Genomic DNA, 19,207 nt, shown 5'->3' on the forward strand with positions numbered 1-19,207 from the left:
CGGCAGGTGGGGAGGGGGCCGCATCCGTGTGTCCGCCGTGATCCGAGCGGCCCGTGGAACAGTCTTTACCGACACCCCGGTGATCGAACACCCCCACCTTGGGCTATGGTCGATCGGCTACACCAAACGCCCGGTCGCATGCTGCTGTCGGGCAGGCCGCCTCCCGGGGGAGCATCGGATCGCGGGGGAGCATCGGACGTACGGACTTCCGCGGGCCGAGGGCCGCTACGCGAAGTGCCGACTTCCGGCCCGGTACCACGTGCGCCTCGGGCGAGTGCGTGAGGACAAGCCTCGGGTGAGGGCGTGAGGGACCACCGGCTGCCCGCCCCCCTGACCGCGCGCCCCCCGTCGCCATGCTGCCGACGCTGCTACGGACAGGCCCAGTTGCCCCCACCGAGGACGCCCCCTCAGGGAACGTCGTTCCGCACGGCCGTCCCTCAGCGCGAGGGCGGCGCGACCCGGCCCGCCGCGGCCGGGCCCTCGCCCTGCCCAGCAGCGTCCCGGGGCTCGGTTCCCTCCGCGTACTCGACGAGCGAGCGCTCCACCGCGTACAGGAAGTCGTGCACCTCGGACGGGGTGAGCGCCCGGCGGTCGGCGTCGAGCACCAGACGGAGACGTCCGGGCTCTTCGTCGTCGGCCACGAGGAAGAAGGTCTCGGCCTCCTCGAACTCGGCGGCCGCGACGACGGTTTCCGCCATCGCGGCCCTCAGCTCGGCGCCGGACACCGCGCCCCGGCCGTCGACCGCACCGGGCAGCGCCCGGCCCTCCCGCACGTCGTTGAAGCAGTACGAGGTGTCGACGGGCACACCGGGCCCGTGTGCGGACGCGATGAGGTCCGCCACCTCGTCGGGGTCGTACAGGCCGTTGGCGTAGGCGGCCGTGCAGGCGGCGAAGGCGCGGCGGGCGACGTCCTCGATGCGGTCGCCCGTCAGATCGATCGTGGCGACCACCTCGGAGTGCAGGTTGGCGACCGTGGCGTGCACCTCCGGGTCCGACCGGTTGGCGCTGAGCAGGCGCAGGGCGCACGAGGGCAGCCCGGCCCGGCGGCCGAGGAGCCGGGCGACGACGGTGACGAGGACGGCGGAGGTGCTCACCCGCCAGCTCCGGGCCAGCGTCGACAGCGCGAGGGCCGCTGCCCGGGAGTCCATGGCCGCGCTGTAGTGGGGCGGTGCGGGCCGGTCGTCCGGCACGTCGCGGGCCGGGGGCAGGGGTGTGGGCGGGCGGCCCTCGTCGCTGGCAGAGAACAAGCCGGTGGGGAACAAGGTGGCGGGGGCGCCCGCCAGTTGACGGCGCCAGTAGGCGTGCGCCCGCGTCTGCAGGGCACGGCCGCGCGGCGTGCTCTCCCACTCGGCCTGGTCCACGGGCTGCCGAGCCGGTGCCGCAGGCGGGAGTGGGTGTCCTGCCGCGAGGGCTTCGAGCAGCCGGCCGATCTCGGCGGCCAACAGCCGCACGGAGGTGAGGTCCACGGCGAGGTGGGACACGCAGAACGCGGCACGCACCGGCGCGCCGTCGACGACGACCGCCACGAAACGGATCAGCGGCGGCCGCGCGGGCTCGAAGGGGGTGTGCCGCATGCGTTCCTGCCAGGCGTGCAGCACCGCTTCGGGGTCCTCCTCCCCCGCGAGGGACCACACCTCGGCCTCGAACTCCGCGGCATCCACCACCTGTTGCCGCAGGGTTCCGTCGGCGCTCAGGCGGAATCCGGTACGTAGGGACTCGTGGCGTCGGAGCAATTCCGCGAAGACGTCCAAGAGGTTGCGTGCGGTGCCCCGGCCGGGCAGATCCACCCGGTAGCACACGTCGTAGAAGGTGGCGTCGGGCGATTGACGCCGCATCAGATTCCAGATGTGCCGCTGCGCGCAGGTGGCCGGCGCGGCGGCCGTCCTGCGCCCTGCGACGGGAATACGGTGCCGGACACATTCCGCCACGGCTCGTCCTTTCCAGCACGGTGGGACCCGGTGAGGCACGGGGAGGTGGAGGCGGGGCCGGCGGGCATCGCCTGCGCGGGCGGTGCGGCGGGGGCCGGGCCGACGGGGTGCGCGGCGGCGGGCAGCCCTCGCGGCGCCCGGCCCGCCATCGGGTTCGGGGCCGGTTCCGGGGCCGGTCCGACGCCCGGAGCGGACTCACCGTAACGCCGGCTTCGCGCGCTCGTCACCCGCGCTTTGGGGGCTGCCCGTTCGGGCACGCCGAACGGGCGCCCACTGGGCGCTTCCCCCCACAGGTCGGGCACGACGACCATCGGGACATGCACGTTCCCCGGCGCCTCCCCCGGCGTGCCGCACGGAGATCCGGCACGGGCGCGGCCCGTGACGTGCCGGTTCCCGCACCGGGACCGCACGCCCGCCCGGCGCGACGGGCGCCGTGGCAGCGGCGGCCCGGGCACCGGACGGGCAATGCGGGCACGGCCCGCGGACGGCGACGCCCGGTCAATCGGGTGCGATCAGGCCGTTCTGGATGGCGGTGACCACCGCCGCCGTCCGGTTGGGTGCCCCGAGTTTGAGCAGCAGGCTGGCGACGATGCGCTTGACGCCGTGGCTGGAGATGCCGAGGCGCCGGGCTATCTGCTTGTTGCTCAGTCCTTCCGCGAGCATCGGCAGGACGTCGTTCTCGCGGCCGGTCAGGGAGACCGCCCGGTGCCAGCGCTGCGGTTCCGGCTCCCGTACGCGGTGCAGCAGCGCACGGGCCACCGACGTGGGCATGGGCACTTCGCCGGCCACGATGCGCTGGAGCGCGTCCTCGACCGCGGTGGCCGTCAACTCGCTCTCCACCAGAAATCCATCGGGTACCGAGGGACCCGCGAGGATTTCCTCGGAGACGTCGGTGCCGCTGAGTACGAGAAGCACCTTGGGACGGCGGCCGCCGGCCTCGGCGAGCACGCCCTGAACGGGGTGGTAGTCCTTCTCGTGCAGGAACAGGACGTCGACCATCTCGGCGCCCAGGGCGTCCGCGACTTCGCTCCAGTCGTCGCAGTGTCTGACCTCCTTCACCAAAGGAGTGGTCGACAGTACGGCGCGCAGCCCCAACTGCAGGAATCCGTTGCGCACCAGGGTGGTCACCACGAGCTGCTCTCCTTGGAACGGGGGGTGGCACAGCGTCTGGGTCACTTTCACTCCTCTTTCCTGTCGCCATGCGCCTCGGCTCCGCCGGGCGCAAGGAGGCGAAGTCACCCCGCCCCGCCCTCCGGCGGGCTCTGGCCAACTCGCCACGGCACACGTGCGATAGCGGTTCACGGAACACCCGCTATGGCTCTGGATGCCGCTCACAGTACCCAGACGATTCCGGCGACCTCAACCATTCAACTGGGAACTGCCCGATCGGGCCCGACGGCTCAAAATACGGGCGGCACAACCTCTGTCGACTTCTTCATTTAATTTTCAATCGTCGGCATTCGCGCAGCCTCGGGGCAGACTTTCGTTTTCGCGTGAAAACGCGTAGCTTCCTTGCCACGGCACGGATCGGGCCCGATTGCGCGCCACCGAATCCACGCTGCCGAACCACCGACCACCCACTTCGCACGTACGCCCCTGAACAGGGTTTTCGCTCGTCAAGCACTGCCCGGCGGCGACCGCGTCGGCCGCCCTCGACGTGATGCGCCGGGTGCCCCACGCCCGCACACCGGGCGTGCGTGAATCCTTTAGTCGACCCACGCCCCCGCGGCCCGCCCCGCATGCTCTCGCGGGCGACCGCCGCTTCCGGGGCGCCCCTCTTCCGGCCCACAGGGCGCTCCTCTTCCGGCCTCCGTCGAAATTCACGCACGGCTGGAAATACCTGTGCGCCCCACATCCATAAATTCGTTGAATCGTGGCCTAAAACCGTGCGTCGATTGCCTTTTCCGGTCCTCCGGGGCCCGCGGACGCCAGGGCCCCCGACACGGAGAAGGTGAGCCGATGACCGCCGAGACCATCCCTGACCGGGAGGACCCGGCAGGCCCGGAGAACCAGGCCCCACCCGGGCCGCCGCCCGGACCCGAACCCGCGGCGGGCGCACCGGCCGGCGTGCCGCGCTGGCTGCTCGCGCAGATGCGGCCCTTCAAGCCGTACATCGCCCTGTTCCTGGTGGGCAGCCTCACCTGGCAGTCACTGAACGCGGCGATCCCCCTGGTCACCGGACTCGCCTTCGACGCGGTGCTCGACCAGGACGGCGGGGCCCCCGACTTCGGCACCTTCCACGCCGTCGTGGCCGGGCTCCTCGCGCTCGTGGTCGTCCGGGCCCTGGGCGGCATCATGTCCACGTACTGCCTGGAATCCTTCGCCAGCGGACTCGAACGCACCGCGCGCGCCCAGGTCTTCGCCGGTCTGCTCCGCAAGAGCCAGGGCTACTTCAACCGGCGCCGGGTCGGCGATCTGTCGGCCCGCGCGACCGGTGACGCCGAGTCGCTGAACCTGATGGTGTCGCCCGGCTTCGACCTCGCCGTCGACCTCGCGCTGAACATCCTGATGCCGATCGTCTTCATCGCCCTGGTCGATCCGCGACTGCTGCTCTCCCCCGTCGCCTTCGTCCTGCTGTTCGCCGTGGCCCTCGCCGAGCACGGCCGACGCCTCGAACCCGTCTCCGACCTGACCCGTGAACGCTTCGGCGACATGACGGCCCAGGCCTCGGAGAGCATCGCCGGGATCGAAGTGGTGGGCTCGACGGGTGGCGCCGACCAGGAACGCGGCCGGTTCGCCGAGCTGGCCGGGTCCTTCAGGGACGCCTCGGTCCGACAGATCCGCACCCAGGCGCTCGCCCTTCCACCGCTGCTGCTGACCCTCGCCACCGTCGGCGCCCTGGTGCACTCCGTGATCCTGCTGCGCGCGGGCTCCCTCAGCATCGGTGAACTCGTCGCCGTACTGGGCCTGATGGGCACCCTGAGGGCCCCCACCCAACTGGCGTCCTTCAGCCTCGGACTCATCTACCTGGGCATGTCGGGCGCCCAGCGCATCAAGGAGGTCCTCGACGACCCCGACGGCGAGGACGAGCGCGGCGGCCACCACGTCGCCGCCCTCCAGGGCGACGTCGCGATGGAGAACGTCACCTTCGGCTACGACCCCGGCAAGCCGGTGCTGCGCGACCTGTCGTTCCGGGTGCCCGCGGGCACCACCGTGGCCGTCGTCGGCGCCACGGGCAGCGGCAAGTCCACCCTGCTGCACCTGCTGAACCGCACCTACGCCCCCGACGGCGGGCACGTCCTGATCGACGGCGTCGCCACCACCGACTGGGACACCGCGTCCCTGCGCTCCCGCGTGTCCGTCGTCGAGCAGGACGTGGTGCTCTTCTCCCGCAGCATCGCGGAGAACCTCAGCATCGGCGCCGACGACACCACCGACCGGACCCGGATCGAGGCCGCGGCCCGTGTCGCCCAGGCGCACGACTTCATCACGGCGACCGAGGACGGCTACGACACCGTCATCGGCGAACGCGGCGTCACCCTCTCCGGCGGACAGCGCCAACGCCTCGCCATCGCCCGCGCGTTGGTCGCCGATCCCCGGATCCTCGCGGTGGACGACGCGACCAGCGCCGTCGACAGCGCCACCGAGTACGAGGTGCAGCGCGCGATGCGACAGGCCGCGGACGGCCGCACCACGTTCCTGGTCACCCCCCGGCTGTCCCGCATCCGGGCCGCCGACCACATCCTCGTCCTGGACGCCGGCCGGCTGGCCGGCCAGGGCAGCCACGAACAGCTCCTGCGGGACTGTTCCCTCTACCGCCGGATCTTCGCGCCGTACCTGGACACGCCGGCCCCGACCGCCACGAACGGCGCGGGCGCCAAGGAGGAGAACCACTGATGGCCCATCTACTGGAGGGCATCGAGCCGGACGCGTACGACCGCCGCTACAGCGACGGCGAACTGACCCGCCGTATCGTCCCCTACTTCCGCGGCAGGGGCCGGGCCGTCGCCTTCGTGACCTCGGCCGTCATCATCGCCGCGACGGCCGGCAGCGCGGTTCCGCTGCTGCTCGCCCAGACCGTCGACTCGGCGCTGACGAACGACGACGACAGCCGCCTCGCGCTCCTGATCACCGCCATCCTCGTCGCGGGCATCACCGCCTGGCTGCTCACCCTCCTCCAGGAGCGCGTGACCGGACGGCTGGCCGGTGACGTGGTGCTGGGGCTGCGGGAGCAGGCGTTCTCGTCGGCCATGCGCCAAGACATGGCGTTCCACGACGCGCATCCCACCGGTGTCGTGGTCAGCCGCGTCACCAACGACACCCAGGCGTTCGCGACGCTGATCAGCCTGGTGCTCAGCCTGCTCGGCCAGGTCCTGATGATCGCCATCCTGCTGACCGCCCTCTTCGTGATCAACGTGCCGCTGGCCCTGGTCACCGCCCTCGTGGCCGCGGTCATCGTCGCCGTCAGCCTCGCCTTCCGCCGGGCGGCGCGCAGCGCCTCGCTGCGCCAGCAGCAGGCGTTGGCCGAGGTCAACGGATACGTCCAGGAGACGCTGCGCGGCATCGCCGTGGCCCGCAACCACAGCCACCAGGAGTCCGCCCAGGCCGGCCTCGACGAGGTCAACCACCGGTGGTTTCGGGCGAGTGTGCGGCTCAACCGCCTGTTCAGCGGCATCTTCCCGCTGCTGATCTCCCTCACCGGACTGGGCACGGTCGCCGTGGTCCTGGTCGGCGGACACGGCGTGGACGCGGGCTCCGTGTCGGCGGGCGAGTGGGTGCTCTTTCTGGAGGCGCTGGCCCTGTTCTGGTCACCGCTCACGAGCATCGCCTCCTTCTGGAGCCAGCTCCAGCAGGGCCTCGCCGCCGGGGAGCGGGTCTTCGCCCTCGTCGACCGCGAGCCGGCGGTACGACAGCGCGACCGCGTCCCGGTCCCTCGGCTGCGCGGCGACATCGCCCTGCGGGACGTGCACTTCGGCTACGACGCCGAGCGCCCCGTCCTCGACGGCGTGAGCCTCACCATCCCCGCGGGCCGCACCGTGGCCCTCGTCGGCCACACCGGCGCGGGCAAGTCCAGCGTGGTGCGGCTGATCATGCGGGCGTACGAGTTCCAGCGGGGCAGCATCGAAGTGGACGGGCTCGACGTGCGCTCCCTGGACCTCGACCAGTACCGGCGCTGCCTCGGCGTGGTCACGCAGACGCCCTTCCTCTTCTCCGGGACGGTGGCGGACAACATCGCCCGCGGCCGGCCGGGCGCCGGGCGGGACGAGGTGGAGGCGGCGGCGCGGGCGGTGGCGGGCGGCGACTGGCTGGCCCAGCTCGCCGAGGGTCTTGACACACCCACCGACGAGGGCGGCCGGAACCTCTCCACCGGCCAGCGGCAGATCGTCGCCCTCGCCCGGGTCTTCCTCCAGGACGCCCCGGTACTGATCCTCGACGAGGCCACGGCCAGCATCGACCCCCTCACCGAGGCACAGATCCAGGAAGGCCTGGAGGCGCTCTCCGCCCACCGCACGACCATCGTCGTCGCCCACCGCCTGCCCACGGTCCGCAAGGCGGACACGATCGTGGTCGTCGACGACGGCCGCATCGTCGAGGAGGGCGACCACGCGACCCTGCTGGCCCGTGGCGGCGCCTACGGGCGCCTCTACGACCGCTACTTCCGGCACCAGCAGCCCGACGACGATCCTGCGGACGGGCCCTTTCCCGGTTCTCCCGGTTCTCCCGGTTCTTCTCCGAACGGAGCGTCTCCGGATCGCTCCGCCCGCGACGGAAAGGAGAGCGTGGTCGATGGCCACCGCGTCTGACATCGGGGCGCGTCACCGCCCCGCCCACACCCTCGGGGAGCTGCTCGATGACGCCGCCCGGTCCCGCCCCCACGCCGTCGCCGTGCGCCACGACGCGGCCGTCCTCACGTACGCCGCACTCCGCGCGAAGGTGCACGCCACCGCGCGCCGGTTCGGCGCGCTGGGCCTCCAGGAGCGCGGTGCGACGGGGCTGCTCCTCGAGAACACCCCCGACTCCGTGGTCGCCTTCCTCGCCGCCGCGCGCCTGGGGCTGCGCGTGGTCCCATTGGAGCCGGGCACCACACACACTCAACTGGCTTCTCTCCGAGCCGCGTTGGGATCCTTGGCCGTGGTGGGTGACGTTCCACGACTCACCGCGCTGCGCGACTCCGAGGAGCACGGCCCGCTCGACTGCGTCTTCGTTCCGGTGAACGGGACGGCGGAGACGGCGGAGTCGGTGGAGTCGGTGGAGTCGGGGCGGCCGAAGCGGTCGGCGGGTTCGTCGGACGTGACCGAAGCACTCGGCCGAGATCCTGACGCCGACGCCCCCTTCCTCTACCAGTACACCTCCGGCTCGACCGGCGAGCCCAAGGCCGCCGTCCACCCGCAGCGCAACCTCGTCAACGGCGGCGAGATCTACGCGCGCGCCTACGGCATCACCGAGGGCGACCGCATCCTGGCCGCCGTTCCCCTGCTGCACTCCTTCGGCATGGTCGCGGGACTCGTCACCGCCCTGCGGGCAGGGGCCCAGCTCGTGCTCCTCGGCCGCTTCACCCCGGCACGCCTGCTACGGACCCTGGAGCAGCACGCCTGCACCGTCCTCGTCGCCGCGCCCATGGCGTACGACCTGGCGACACGTGCGGCGGGAGCGGCGCCTTCGCACGCGCCGCACGCCCTGCGGCTCTGCCTCTCCTCGGGCGCCGCGCTGCCGGCCACGGTGGCGGAGCGGGCCAGGGAGCGGCTCGGGCTGGACATCCAGCAGGTGTACGGCTGCACGGAGACCGGAGTCATCGCGGGGCGTCGCCCCGAGGACGGCGCCGGGCCCGACTGCGGGGTGGGCCGCCCCATGCCCGGCGTGGAGGTGCGGGTGGTCGACGAGCGAGGGCAGGCGATGCCAGCCGGTGCGGAGGGAGCACTGCTGGTGCGGACACCCGCGATGTTCACGGAGTACCTCGGTCATCCGGAAGCCACCCGGCGGGCGCTGGCGGACGGTTGGTACCGGACCGGCGACCTGGCCCGCCTCGCCCCCGAGGGCCACCTGCACCTGATCGGGCGCAAGGAGTCCTTCATCAACGTGGGCGGGAAGAAGGTGAATCCCGTGGAAGTGGAACAGGTCCTGCTCGCCCACCCGTCGGTCGCCGAGGCCGTGGTGTGGGGCGAGGCGGCCGGAGACGCCGACGAGCGCGTACGGGCCACCGTCGTCGCCCGGTCCCCGCTGCCCGCGAAGGACCTCACGTCGCACTGCCGTGCCCGGCTGCTGCCCCACCAGGTCCCCGCCGCGATCGACTTCGTGACCGCGCTGCCGAAGAGCGCCATGGGCAAGGTCAGCCGTGCCAAGGTGGCCGCCGCTTCGGCCGCTCCCCCGCCGAACCACTCGTGACGGCCGCGGACCCCTCGGAGGACCGGTGGAGCCGAGCTCGGCTCCACCGGTCCTCCGAGGGGTCGGACAGGCCGGTCGGGCGGCACCCGGCCGCCCGACGCGCCCTAGCGCACGGTGACGTGGAAGACCGGCGAGAGGGTGGCGCCGCTCTTCACGCGGAGGTCGTTCTTGCCCTTGAGGCCGAGCTTGACGCGCAGGGAGTACGCGCCGGACTTGTTGACGGTGGTGCTCGCGGGCAGCGTCTTCCAGGCACCCCGCTGCTTCTGCTGCAGGTTCACCTTGCTGCCGGCCTTGATGCCCGTCGCCTTGCCGCTGACGCGCAGCTCCTGCCAGGCCTTCACGGAGGTCGCGGACGGCTTGGCGGTCAGCGCGGCCTTCACCTTCGCGGTGGGGCTGGTCTTCTGGGTACCGATCTTCTTGCCGGTCTTGACGTCCCAGATCGTGTACGGCGTTCCGCCGCCCTGCGTCTTGCTGTACAGGCGCTTGCCGTCGGAGCTCAGGTGGATGTAGATGCCGTCGTCGACCGTCTGCCCCGGCTTGATGAGCTTGCCGTTGTAGTACGGGTGGCCGCCGCTCTTGACGGTGAGGGTGACACCGGCGCCGATGTCGATCTTCGTGGTCTTCGCGGCGGCGGCCGCGGCGGGCTGCACGGCGGCGGGTCGCTCGGGGGCGGGCGAACTCGCCAGGGCAGCCGCGGCCGGAGCCAGCAGGGCCGTACCGGCGATGACCGAGACGGTGGCGGTACGGAGGGTGCTGCGGTGGTGAGTGACGGTGCGCATAACGGCGGTGTTCCCCTTCACGATGCGGTGGTGTGCACTCGCCCGGCGCGCGGCCAGCGGTCCAGTGGCCTACGCGGTACAGACTTTTTGCCCTCTGCTGTCCGGCGAGTACGGAATAAAGGTAAATCACCCACCATTGCGTCCACTTGAAGGTCATGTAACGGTATCCCGTAGATCATCGCGCGGGTGCGTGTCAGGCACTCCGGACCGGGCCTGCGCGGGGTTGCTCACGTGGTCAGGCCGACGCCCTTCTCGGCCGCGAGGGCCTGCAGCTTTTCGGCGTCGTCCGCGGGGACGCACACGAACGCCCGCAGGCCCTCGTCACCGCGGCGCAGGATGTAGCTGCCGTGGCTGTCGGTCATCCGGTTGCCGTCACTGTCGTAGAAGAGCCAGCGGACACGGACGAGGAAGATCGTGTCGCCGAGCCGCTCATGTCCGAGGCGCTCGTAGCCGACGGATGCCAGGCCGAGCCTGCGGTACAGGGGATAGGACTGCTCCAGCCCGGCGGCCATCGCTTCCCGGGACTCCAGGACGCCGGCACCCTGCTCGTCGGTGAGGATCATGCCGGGGGTGCCCCACAGGCCGGCCGCCGCGTGGGCGTCGTACGAGGTCAGGGTGTCGGCGTAGCGGGCGAGATAGTCGTCGAGCTCGGCTTCGATGTCGTTCATACGAGCCAACGTAGGCACAAAAGCCCTCACGACCCCCGCACGCCCGCCCCGACACGTCGGCGCGCCACGGCGGCAGCGAGGCCGTCCAGGCCGCCGCGAGGGAGACCCGGAGATCAGCGCCTCCAGGGCACGGGCCGAGGACGGGCTCGACCGTGCGCGCAGGGGCGCGACCCCTTTCTCATCCGCTTCTCATGCCCAGGGGCCGAAGCAAACACTGACGAAATGTCCCGGGTGTGAGGATCGAAGAGCAGGACATCAGCCGCCCCGATCACGGAGAACCCGCATGAAGAAGTCGATCGCCATCGCCACATTCGCACTGATCACGCTCGGCACCCTCGGTACGACCACCGCCGTGGCGAATGCGTCCACCGCCCCCGCCGAGGGGCCCAGCCACACCGTCGAGCGCCCGGCGGGCACCGGCTCCAAGCCCGCGCACCAGGTCGAGGGCGACGCGGCCGGGCACTCCCACACGGTGCAGAGGCCCGTAGGGACGGACGCGGTCGCCGCCCGGCAGCGCTAGACCACGCTTCAGGGGTGCATCGGCTGCACGACACCGGCCGTGTGCGTGCTCTCGCCGTCGGAGTCGTAGTCCACGGTGGCGTTCGTGACGTGGCCGGCCAGGCCGAGCAGCAGGAACAGCACGACGAGAACCGTCGCCGCGGTGTCGAGCAGGAGCGGCCTGGTCCCGGACCGGACCTCGTCCGGAGGGACCGGCTCGTCGCCGAAGAGGCCCTTCGGATAGGCGGGCGTGAGCAGGTAGGCGTACGCGTGCAGGCGCATGCTGTAACGGGCGACGGTGGCCGTCGCCGCGTACAAGGGGCCCGGCAGCCGCCCCAGGATGAGGGTGATGATCCAGAACACCCAGCTGATCGCGTACCAGCCGCTCTGCAGGAGGCCGCTGACGATGGCGGCCGGGATCATCAGGATCAGCCGGAAGAACACCGCGAGCCGGTTGAGCGGGGTGGGGCGGACCTCGATCTGCACCGGGTATCGCGGCGCGGAGAAGGAGAACGGCGGGTACTGGTCCACGAGCAGGGTCGCACTGGCGTCGACCCGGGTGGCATAGGCGACCACGGAGCTGAGGAACCGGTGGATCCCGTCCGGCAGCCGCCCCGTGAACAGGGCGGCGAACCAGCCCGCGATGACGACGAAGAACGCCACGACGCTCAACACCACGTACACCACGAACTGCGGGATCAGCAGCAGCCACCGCAGCAGGACCGTCCAGCGTCGCTGGCGTCCGGGTGCGGGCACATCCAGCACCGGCAGGAACTCACCACGTCCGGCGGGGTCAGATACGGTTCTGGGCTCCCAACCTGTCGACATCGCGCCTCCTCGTCACCGTGAGTCTGCTGCTTCCATGCTGCGCGCGCGCCGCGGCCTGCGCACCGCCGAGGCCGCCGTCGGAGTGCGTGAACCGGCCATGAAGCGGCCCATCGGCCGCTGCGCCGACGCACCCGCAGCCCCGCCCTTCAGACCGTCACCTCTCGCCGAACCCCGCCCCCGGGGTTCACCTCGATGGACCTGTTTGTCCCCCTGAAGCAGGGGCAGGCGGGCTGCGAGTGCTTAGGAAAGCAGGCGCTCCTCAAGGCGATGACCAGGGCCGATGCCCGGTGATCCCGCTGACCCCAGCCGATGAGGAGTGTTCGTCATGCCCGTCCGTCACCCCCACGATGACGCCCCCGACACCGAGCAGGACTTCGTCCGCCTGGCCGCCACACCCGCGGGGACCGCACGGGACGTGCTCATCGCCGACCTCGTCGTGGCCTGGCTGCCGATGGCTCACCGCCTCGCCAGGAAGTTCCGTGACAAGGGCGAGAGCCTGGACGACCTGCGACAGGTCGCGGCGCTGGGGCTGATCAAGGCGGTCGACCGCTACGACCCCGCCCGGGGTGTCTTCGCGCCGTACGCCGTGCCGACCATCACCGGTGAACTGCGCCGCCACTTCCGCGACCACAGCTGGGACGTCCACGTCCCGCGCCGCGTCCAGGAACTGCGCAACCGGGTGCGTGCCGCCCACCAGGACCTGACGAACCGGCCCGGCCACTCCCAGGAACCCGACATGGAGGAGATCGCCGCCCAGGCGGGGCTCACCATGGACGACGTCCGCAGGGGGATGGCGGCCTGGGACAGCCACAGCAGCCTCTCGCTGGACGCCGAGCTCGTCGACTCCGGCGACACGTACAGCCTCGCCGACGTCCTGGGCCGCGCCGAGCCCGAGTACGACCTGATCGACGACCGGGAAGCCGTCAAGGCCGGGCTCGCGCAGTTGCCCCCGCGGGAACGCGAGATCCTCTACCTCCGCTACTTCGAGGAGATGACGCAGTCCCAGATCGCCCGGCAGATGGGGGTGTCCCAGATGCACATCTCCCGGCTCATCAGCCGTAGTTGCGCCCAGGTCCGCGCCCACGCGGGCACGGGCCCGGCCGTGCGGCAGGCCGCCTGATCCCGGAACAGGCCCTGACCAGAGGGTCAGGGCCCCGCGCGACCCCGCCGTCCCGACGACCGGTCAGGATCCCTCTCGCGGCTCCGTCCGGTGGTCGAAGTACGCCCATGCGAAGATCGCCACGACCGCCACCACGCCCATCACCATGACCTGCACGGCGGTCGGCGCGTCGCGGGTGAGGAATCCGGACCCGCCCGTCGCGAGACCGCCCGCCAGCATCACCATTCTGCTGGCGAAGTGCTGCTTCGGATCGAGGCCGTCGCGTTCGGAGAACAGGCCTCTCGTCGCCGCCTTGGCGGGTCGCGTCGCGCCCGCGCGCCGCTTCGCCCGGTATTCGAGACCGAAGCCGATCGCCAGATAGAGCACCAGGACTCCGACCAGCAGGGCCCAGTCCGCGGGTTCATCCATACTGCTTCCGCGCGCCATCACCGTGGCCGAGACCGCAGGACCCATCACAGCACCTCATTCCCCGTGCGGCGGACACGCCCGCCCGAACCTCTTCAGGCATGCCAATTACCCCGCATGGGCGATAAGTTGCCCCCTCAACGGCTCAGACCTCACACGAGGTCTTCCTCCTTCGGCACGCGTGCCGCGCGGCGCGCGATGAGGACGGCCGCGGTGTCGTCGTCCAGGCCGTGCCTGCTGAACCGGTGCAGGTCGTCGGCGAGGAGTCCGGCGATCTTCTCGTCGGGCTCCCGCGCCCAACCGGAGACGCGGTCCTTGAGCGGGTAGAACGCGCCGCCGTGGTCGCGGGTCTCGCTCACTCCGTCCGTGTAGAGCAGGAGACGGTCGCCCGGCCGGAAACTCACTTCTTCCACCACGTGGTCCTCGTCGACCGCCACCGGCAGGTTGATCGGCAGTGACGGCGCACGGAAGTCGACGTACTCCGTCCGCCCGCCGTGCTGACGCACCGGCGGCGGATGGCCGCAGCTGAGCAGGCGCACCACGGGGCGGTCGTGCGGGATCTCCGCCAGGAGGACCGTGGCGAAGCGGTCCGCGACGACCGTGTCCCCACGCGCCGCGTAGTTGCGCATGCTGATCTGCAGCTGGTGGGCGATGGCCGGCAGGTCGGGTGCGGTGTACGCGGACTCGCGGAACGAGGCGAGGAGCACCGCCGCCGTCTCGACCGCGCCCAGCCCCTTGCCCTGCACGTCCCCGATCATCACGCAGACCTTCCCGGGGACCTGAAGTGCCTTGTAGAAGTCGCCGCCCACGTGCGCCCCGGCCACCGACGTCTCGTAGAGCAAGTACAGGTCGAGGTCGTCCAGATGGTCCGGCAACGGATGCTGCATGGCGCGCTGCGTGACCTCCGCGACCTCCTGCATCCGCCGGGCCTCGCGCTCGTGGCGCTCCCGTACGGAACTGCTCCACGCGGCGACGGCGCCGAAGACCATCATCAGGACGAAGCCGGCGAGGCCGCCCGGCAGGAACGGCTCCCCGCGCACCGCGTCCAGTCCGGCGTCGACCAGCGCCGCGGCGACACCGAAGGCCATGGTCGCGGGCGCTCCCCAGGCCACGGCCGCCAGCCCCGGCACGAGATAGAGGAACGCGTCGTAGCGCTCCCGGGCCGGGGTGTACAGGTCGGTCAGAGTGGCGGCCGCGATCAAGAGCACCGGCAGAAGGCGCACGAGGCGGTAGCGAGTACTCACTGAGCGGGAGGAATCCACATTGATCATCTTCGCCCAGAAGGTCGCTCCGGCGTCCATGGCCGTGTGCGTGTTGCCCCGGCCCTTCTTGTTCACGGTGCTTGCTCACGGGTGCTGGTTCACGGCTGCTGGTTCACGGCTGATCACAACGCCCGGCAGGGGCGCGGTTAGGGTACGTGTGTACGCCTGCCGTCCGGCCTCCGGGAGCCCGCGCCCTCATGGAAACCACCAGCATGGGCCCGCTGATCCGCCGTCACCGGGTGGCTCTGCGGCTGTGTTTCGCGATCCCCGGCCTGTCGCTCGCGACCTGGGTCACGCGGACCCCCGATGTGCGGGACCGGCTCGGCGCCTCCACCGCGGAGATGGGCCTGGTGCTCTTCGGGATGTCGATCGGCTCGATGATGGGCATCCTGGTGGCCGGCGCCTTGGTGGCACGGTTCTCCACGCGTCCCGTCATCCTCTCCGGCATGTCCCTCGTGCTCGCCAGCGTGGCCATGACGGCGCTGGGCACGGCGGTCGCCTCGGCGCCGTCGGTCGCCTTCGGCCTGCTGCTCATCGGCGCGGGCATGGGCCTCTCCGAGGTGGCGAGCAACGTGGACGGGGCCGGGGTGGAGCGGGAGCTCGGACGGCCCGTGCTGCCGGCCCTGCACGGCTGCTACAGCCTCGGCACGGTGGTCGGGGCGGGCCTGGGCGTGGCGGGCGCCGCCGCGGGCTTCCCGGTGCCCTGGCATCTCGGGCTGATGCTGCTGCTCGTGGCCGGGCTGTTCGCCTTCGCCGTGCCGAGGCTGCGCCCCGGGATCGCCCGCCGTGCCGGGGACGGCGAGAGCGCGTCCGCCGTCCCGGATCCGGAGGGGGTCAGGGAACGGCGGCTGTACCTCGACCCACGGCTGCTGCTGATCGGTGGAGTGGTGCTCGGGATGACGCTGGCGGAGGGATCGGCCACCGACTGGCTGCCGCTCCTGATGGTCGACGGCCATGACATGCCCACTGGTCTGGGCTCGTTGGTGTACGCCGGGTTCGCCGCCGCCATGGCGGTCGGCCGCTTCGCGGGCGGGCCGCTGGTCGCCCGGGTCGGCCGGCCCGTCGTGCTCGGTGGCGGCGCGCTGCTGACGACCGTCGGGATCGCCCTCGTGTCCTTCGTGGACTCCCCGGTGGCGGCAGGGTGCGCCGTGCTCCTGTGGGGCCTCGGCACCTCGCTCGGATTCCCGCTGGCGCTCTCCGCGGCGGGCGAGTCCGGCCCGGACGCGACCGGGCGCGTCGCGCTGACCTCGCGGATCGGTTACGTCGCGCTGCTGGCGGGGCCACCGGCCCTGGGGCTCCTCGGCGAGCACCACGGGCTGCGTGCCGCGATGATTCCCGTACTGCTGCTGATGCTCGTCGCCGCGGCTTGCGCGCCTGCGACGGCGTCCCGGGGCGGGCGGACTGCGGCTGCCTCGGCGTCCACGGCTACGGCTACGGCTACGGCTACGGCTACGGCTCAACAGCGGACCTCATCCGAGGCCGACACCGCCAGCCCCCGTGCACGCCGGACGAGCCGGTGACGTCGGACGAGCTCATGCCCGTCGCCGGGTCCATGGCCGTCGCCGAACCCGGCCGGTCAGACGAGCGCCAGCACCGCCGTGATCGTCTTCCCGTCCGGCTCCAGCTCGACCTCGACGCGCGAGCACAGGCGCTGAACCACCATCCAGCCGTGACCGCCAGGGCGGCCGCGCGCGGGCGTCAGGCGCTGCGGCACCTCGCGGCTGCCGTCGCTCACGCGCACCTGCATCCCGTCGCCCTCCAGGCCGACGCTGAAGCGGGTCAAGCCTCCGGCGTGCAGGAGCGCGTTGGCCGCCAGTTCGCTGACCACGAGCAGCGCGTCGTCGCGCAGGCGCTGCGCCTGGGGCAGCGGCAGGCCGCAGCACACCTCCGCCAGCACCTCGCGGACCGCGGACCGCGCGTCCGCGCAACTGATGTCCTGTGTCTCCACTGTCTTCACTGATTCCACTGCCTCGGCAACGCGCATCGCGGCGTTGGTCCTTTCCCCGTACATGCCTGGATACCGCTCTTGTTCCGTCGGTACCTTCCCGCCTGCCCGACCCGCCGCGTCGCACACCCCCTTCGTCCCGCCGGGGTCATGAGCGCATCCCATGGTCACCTGGTGGCGGAGATGTGGGAGGGTCAGGGGATGGATTCCGACAGACAGAGCATCGACGTCACCCGGCACGAGCGAGTGACCGTCGTCTCCTTCCGTAACGAGCTCGACCTCGAAGACACGGCCGAGGCGACGCTCGCGCTGTCTCGCGCTCTCACGGACCCCGAGACCGTGGGGACCCTGCTCGATCTGGCCGGCCTCACCTTCGCCGACAGCACGCTGCTCAACGTGATCCTGCGGGCTCAGGCCGAGCACCAGGAGGCCTCGCGGCCCTACGTCCTCGCCGGCCCCTACCAGAGCGGTATCGCGCGGCTCCTCGAGGTCACCGGCGTCACCAGCGTCCTGGAGATGACGGACAGCCTCGACGAGGGCGTACGACGTGTCCACGCGCCCCGGAAGAGCGACAGGACCGCGGCGTCCGAGTAGGGCCCGGGCTGCCGCCCGGGCGATGACCACCTGACGGCGACAGACAGATGGACAGAGACAAGCACAGGCAGACAGACAGAGGGTGACCGGCCGTCCCAGGCCGGTCACCCTCTGCCGTTCCTCTCCTGCCACACCGCCCCGCTGAGTGCCCCCATCCGTCTCCTTCATGCAGCTGAAAGCCGACCAATCCCCCACACGGCGAGGACGTTTACCGGCCGCGATGGCGGCCAGTCGGAGGGAGAGCGACACGATGTCGATGCCAGCCGACAGCAAGGGAGCGTGAGCGGACATGACCGCCAACGAGAAGGCCAAGGCGAAGACCGAGCAGACCGTCGGTGCCACCAAGGAAGCCGCCGGACGTGCCGTGGGCAACGAGCGTCTCACCGCCGAGGGCCGCGCCCAGCAGATGAAGGGCGACGCCCGCCAGGCCAAGGAAAAGACCAAGGACATCGGCAAGCACTGACCCACGTCGGAAATCCGTGGAAGGGGGCGGTCCTCGATCCGGGACCGCCCCCTCCCCGTAGGGGCCCGTCCTGCGTCGCGCCCCGGGCCCGACGCAGGAACGCCGGCCCATCGTCACGACGACAAGTAAGGAGAAGCCACATGACAGTCGCCACCACACAGGGCAGCGGGGGCGGAGGCGGGGGCACGAGTGGCCTCTACGACGTCGTCGAGCTGATTCTCGACCGGGGCCTGGTCATCGACGCGTTCGTACGTGTTTCGCTGGTCGGCATCGAGATCCTGAAGATCGACGTCCGCGTGGTCGTCGCCAGCGTGGACACGTACCTGCGCTTCGCGGAAGCCTGCAACCGCCTCGACCTGGAGACGGGCCAGAAGAAGCCCTCCGGGCTGACCGACGTCCTCGGCGACACCATGGAGTCGGGCGCCCACGGCAAGACCAAGGGTGCGTTGTCCGGTGCCGTGGAGGCGGTGTCCGACGCCTTCGGCGGAGACCGCGAAGAGGAGAAGAGCACGTCCCGGCCGCGGCAGCGCCGCACGGCCAAGCGCACGGAGGAAAAGGAATGAGCACGTACGTCTACGGCATCGCCGATGCCGCCCACCCCAGCCTGCCCGACGGCATGGAGGGCATCGGACGTCCCGCCCTCACCGTGCGCACCGTGACCGGTGGCGGCCTCGCGGCGATCGTCAGCGACGCCCCGGAGAACCTGCGGCCCAAGCGCCGTGACCTCCTCGCGCACCAGAACGTGCTGTCCGAGGCGGGCGGAGGCGGCACCGTCCTGCCCATGCGGTTCGCCAGCGTCGCGGAGGACGACGACGCCGTCACCGCGGCCCTCGAAGAGCGTGCCGCGCACTACCACGAGCGCCTCGAAGCGCTGCGCGACCGGGTCGAGTACAACGTCAAGGCACAGCACGACGAGGACTCCGTGCTGCGCACCGTGATGACGGAACACCCCGAGGTCCAGGCCCAGGTGGAGCGCAACCGGGCCAATGGCGGCGGAAGCCAGGGGGAGAAGCTGCGGCTCGGCGAGATGGTCGCCTCCGCCGTCCAGCACCGCGAGCTCCTCGACGCCCAGTTGATACGCGCGTCGCTCGAGCCCCACGCTCACGACGTCAGTCCGGGCCCCGAGAGCTCCGGCTGGATCACCAATCTGTCCTTCCTGGTGGACCGCGCCTCGTCCGAGCGGATCCTCGGTGCGGTCGAGGAGCTGCGGCAGTCCTCCCCGCACATCCTCTTCAGCGTGAACGGGCCGCTGCCGCCCTACAGCTTCGTCGAGGTGACTCCCACGGCGCCGCAGGCGGCAGCCGTGGGATGACGAAGGAGACCGTGGGGCTCGGGGGGGGGGGGGGGGGGGCCCCCCCCCCCCCCCCCCCCCCCCCCTGCTTTCCGGTCCGCGA

The 19,207-nt window shown here is 71.5% G+C and carries 18 protein-coding genes; 10 read left to right on the forward strand and 8 right to left on the reverse strand.

Translation table 11 applies throughout. The annotated features are described in order from the left end of the window. Positions 1 to 437 precede the first annotated feature (437 nt). Both ACFYXE_RS31080 and ACFYXE_RS31085 read right to left on the reverse strand, forming a co-directional pair. Complete coding sequence (locus ACFYXE_RS31080; protein WP_389318291.1) at positions 438 to 1,967, reverse strand: condensation domain-containing protein; 1,530 nt, start codon at positions 1,965 to 1,967, stop codon at positions 438 to 440. A gap of 459 nt (positions 1,968 to 2,426) precedes the next feature. Then, a complete protein-coding gene (locus ACFYXE_RS31085; RefSeq protein WP_389318293.1) occupies positions 2,427 to 3,104 on the reverse strand; it encodes a LuxR C-terminal-related transcriptional regulator in 678 nt (225 codons plus the stop codon). 783 nt (positions 3,105 to 3,887) lie between these two features. Here ACFYXE_RS31085 and ACFYXE_RS31090 point away from each other — a divergent pair. Genes ACFYXE_RS31090 through ACFYXE_RS31100 form a run of 3 tightly spaced genes read left to right on the forward strand, consistent with a single transcriptional unit; the run spans position 3,888 to position 9,251 of the window. Beyond that, entirely contained in the window at positions 3,888 to 5,765 is a 1,878-nt protein-coding gene (locus ACFYXE_RS31090; protein WP_389318295.1) for an ABC transporter ATP-binding protein, read from the forward strand. Continuing rightward, positions 5,765 to 7,672: an ABC transporter ATP-binding protein gene (locus ACFYXE_RS31095; protein WP_389318297.1), complete on the forward strand. Its 1,908-nt coding sequence runs from the start codon at positions 5,765 to 5,767 to the stop codon at positions 7,670 to 7,672. The genes ACFYXE_RS31090 and ACFYXE_RS31095 overlap by 1 nt, the downstream gene beginning before the upstream one ends. After that, complete coding sequence (locus ACFYXE_RS31100) at positions 7,656 to 9,251, forward strand: class I adenylate-forming enzyme family protein (protein WP_389318299.1); 1,596 nt, start codon at positions 7,656 to 7,658, stop codon at positions 9,249 to 9,251. The genes ACFYXE_RS31095 and ACFYXE_RS31100 overlap by 17 nt, the downstream gene beginning before the upstream one ends. A 104-nt stretch (positions 9,252 to 9,355) precedes the next feature. Here ACFYXE_RS31100 and ACFYXE_RS31105 read toward each other — a convergent pair whose 3' ends face one another. Both ACFYXE_RS31105 and ACFYXE_RS31110 read right to left on the reverse strand, forming a co-directional pair. Further along, positions 9,356 to 10,030, reverse strand: a complete 675-nt coding sequence (locus ACFYXE_RS31105; protein WP_361179209.1) for a hypothetical protein — start codon at positions 10,028 to 10,030, stop codon at positions 9,356 to 9,358. Positions 10,031 to 10,257: 227 nt separating this feature from the next. After that, positions 10,258 to 10,698, reverse strand: a complete 441-nt coding sequence (locus ACFYXE_RS31110) for a hypothetical protein (RefSeq protein ID WP_389318301.1) — start codon at positions 10,696 to 10,698, stop codon at positions 10,258 to 10,260. A gap of 283 nt (positions 10,699 to 10,981) precedes the next feature. Between ACFYXE_RS31110 and ACFYXE_RS31115 the strand changes: the two genes are divergently transcribed. After that, positions 10,982 to 11,218: a hypothetical protein gene (locus ACFYXE_RS31115; protein ID WP_389318303.1), complete on the forward strand. Its 237-nt coding sequence runs from the start codon at positions 10,982 to 10,984 to the stop codon at positions 11,216 to 11,218. A gap of 8 nt (positions 11,219 to 11,226) precedes the next feature. On the opposite strand, the gene ACFYXE_RS31120 is transcribed toward ACFYXE_RS31115, so the two are convergent. Next, positions 11,227 to 12,024, reverse strand: coding sequence for a DUF4389 domain-containing protein (locus ACFYXE_RS31120; RefSeq protein WP_389318305.1), 798 nt, complete (start codon positions 12,022 to 12,024; stop codon positions 11,227 to 11,229). A 325-nt stretch (positions 12,025 to 12,349) separates the two neighbouring features. Between ACFYXE_RS31120 and ACFYXE_RS31125 the strand changes: the two genes are divergently transcribed. Further along, positions 12,350 to 13,144 (forward strand): SigB/SigF/SigG family RNA polymerase sigma factor, encoded by a 795-nt coding sequence (locus ACFYXE_RS31125; protein WP_389318307.1) that lies wholly within the window; start codon positions 12,350 to 12,352, stop codon positions 13,142 to 13,144. 63 nt (positions 13,145 to 13,207) lie between these two features. Here the strand turns inward: ACFYXE_RS31125 and ACFYXE_RS31130 are convergent, their stop codons facing one another. Both ACFYXE_RS31130 and ACFYXE_RS31135 read right to left on the reverse strand, forming a co-directional pair. Beyond that, positions 13,208 to 13,552 (reverse strand): hypothetical protein, encoded by a 345-nt coding sequence (locus ACFYXE_RS31130; protein WP_389318309.1) that lies wholly within the window; start codon positions 13,550 to 13,552, stop codon positions 13,208 to 13,210. Positions 13,553 to 13,701: 149 nt separating this feature from the next. Continuing rightward, on the reverse strand, positions 13,702 to 14,886 hold the full coding sequence (locus ACFYXE_RS31135; protein ID WP_389318311.1) for a PP2C family protein-serine/threonine phosphatase: 1,185 nt from the start codon (positions 14,884 to 14,886) through the stop codon (positions 13,702 to 13,704). A 122-nt stretch (positions 14,887 to 15,008) separates the two neighbouring features. On the opposite strand from ACFYXE_RS31135, the gene ACFYXE_RS31140 reads away from it, so the two are divergent. Then, on the forward strand, positions 15,009 to 16,331 hold the full coding sequence (locus ACFYXE_RS31140; RefSeq protein WP_389318313.1) for an MFS transporter: 1,323 nt from the start codon (positions 15,009 to 15,011) through the stop codon (positions 16,329 to 16,331). A 56-nt stretch (positions 16,332 to 16,387) separates the two neighbouring features. On the opposite strand, the gene ACFYXE_RS31145 is transcribed toward ACFYXE_RS31140, so the two are convergent. Beyond that, positions 16,388 to 16,768: an ATP-binding protein gene (locus ACFYXE_RS31145; protein WP_389318315.1), complete on the reverse strand. Its 381-nt coding sequence runs from the start codon at positions 16,766 to 16,768 to the stop codon at positions 16,388 to 16,390. A gap of 189 nt (positions 16,769 to 16,957) precedes the next feature. Between ACFYXE_RS31145 and ACFYXE_RS31150 the strand changes: the two genes are divergently transcribed. From ACFYXE_RS31150 to ACFYXE_RS31165, 4 genes are all read left to right on the forward strand, one after another. Continuing rightward, positions 16,958 to 17,350: an STAS domain-containing protein gene (locus tag ACFYXE_RS31150; RefSeq protein ID WP_389318317.1), complete on the forward strand. Its 393-nt coding sequence runs from the start codon at positions 16,958 to 16,960 to the stop codon at positions 17,348 to 17,350. A gap of 289 nt (positions 17,351 to 17,639) precedes the next feature. Continuing rightward, positions 17,640 to 17,813 (forward strand): CsbD family protein, encoded by a 174-nt coding sequence (locus tag ACFYXE_RS31155; RefSeq protein WP_361179237.1) that lies wholly within the window; start codon positions 17,640 to 17,642, stop codon positions 17,811 to 17,813. Between the two features lie 140 nt (positions 17,814 to 17,953). Continuing rightward, complete coding sequence (locus ACFYXE_RS31160) at positions 17,954 to 18,376, forward strand: gas vesicle structural protein GvpA (RefSeq protein ID WP_361179240.1); 423 nt, start codon at positions 17,954 to 17,956, stop codon at positions 18,374 to 18,376. Continuing rightward, positions 18,373 to 19,125, forward strand: a complete 753-nt coding sequence (locus ACFYXE_RS31165) for a GvpL/GvpF family gas vesicle protein (RefSeq protein WP_389318319.1) — start codon at positions 18,373 to 18,375, stop codon at positions 19,123 to 19,125. Before ACFYXE_RS31160 ends, ACFYXE_RS31165 begins: the two co-directional genes overlap by 4 nt. Positions 19,126 to 19,207: the final 82 nt, after the last annotated feature.

The organism is Streptomyces sp. NPDC002564 (assembly GCF_042889645.1).
GTDB lineage: Bacteria > Actinomycetota > Actinomycetes > Streptomycetales > Streptomycetaceae > Streptomyces.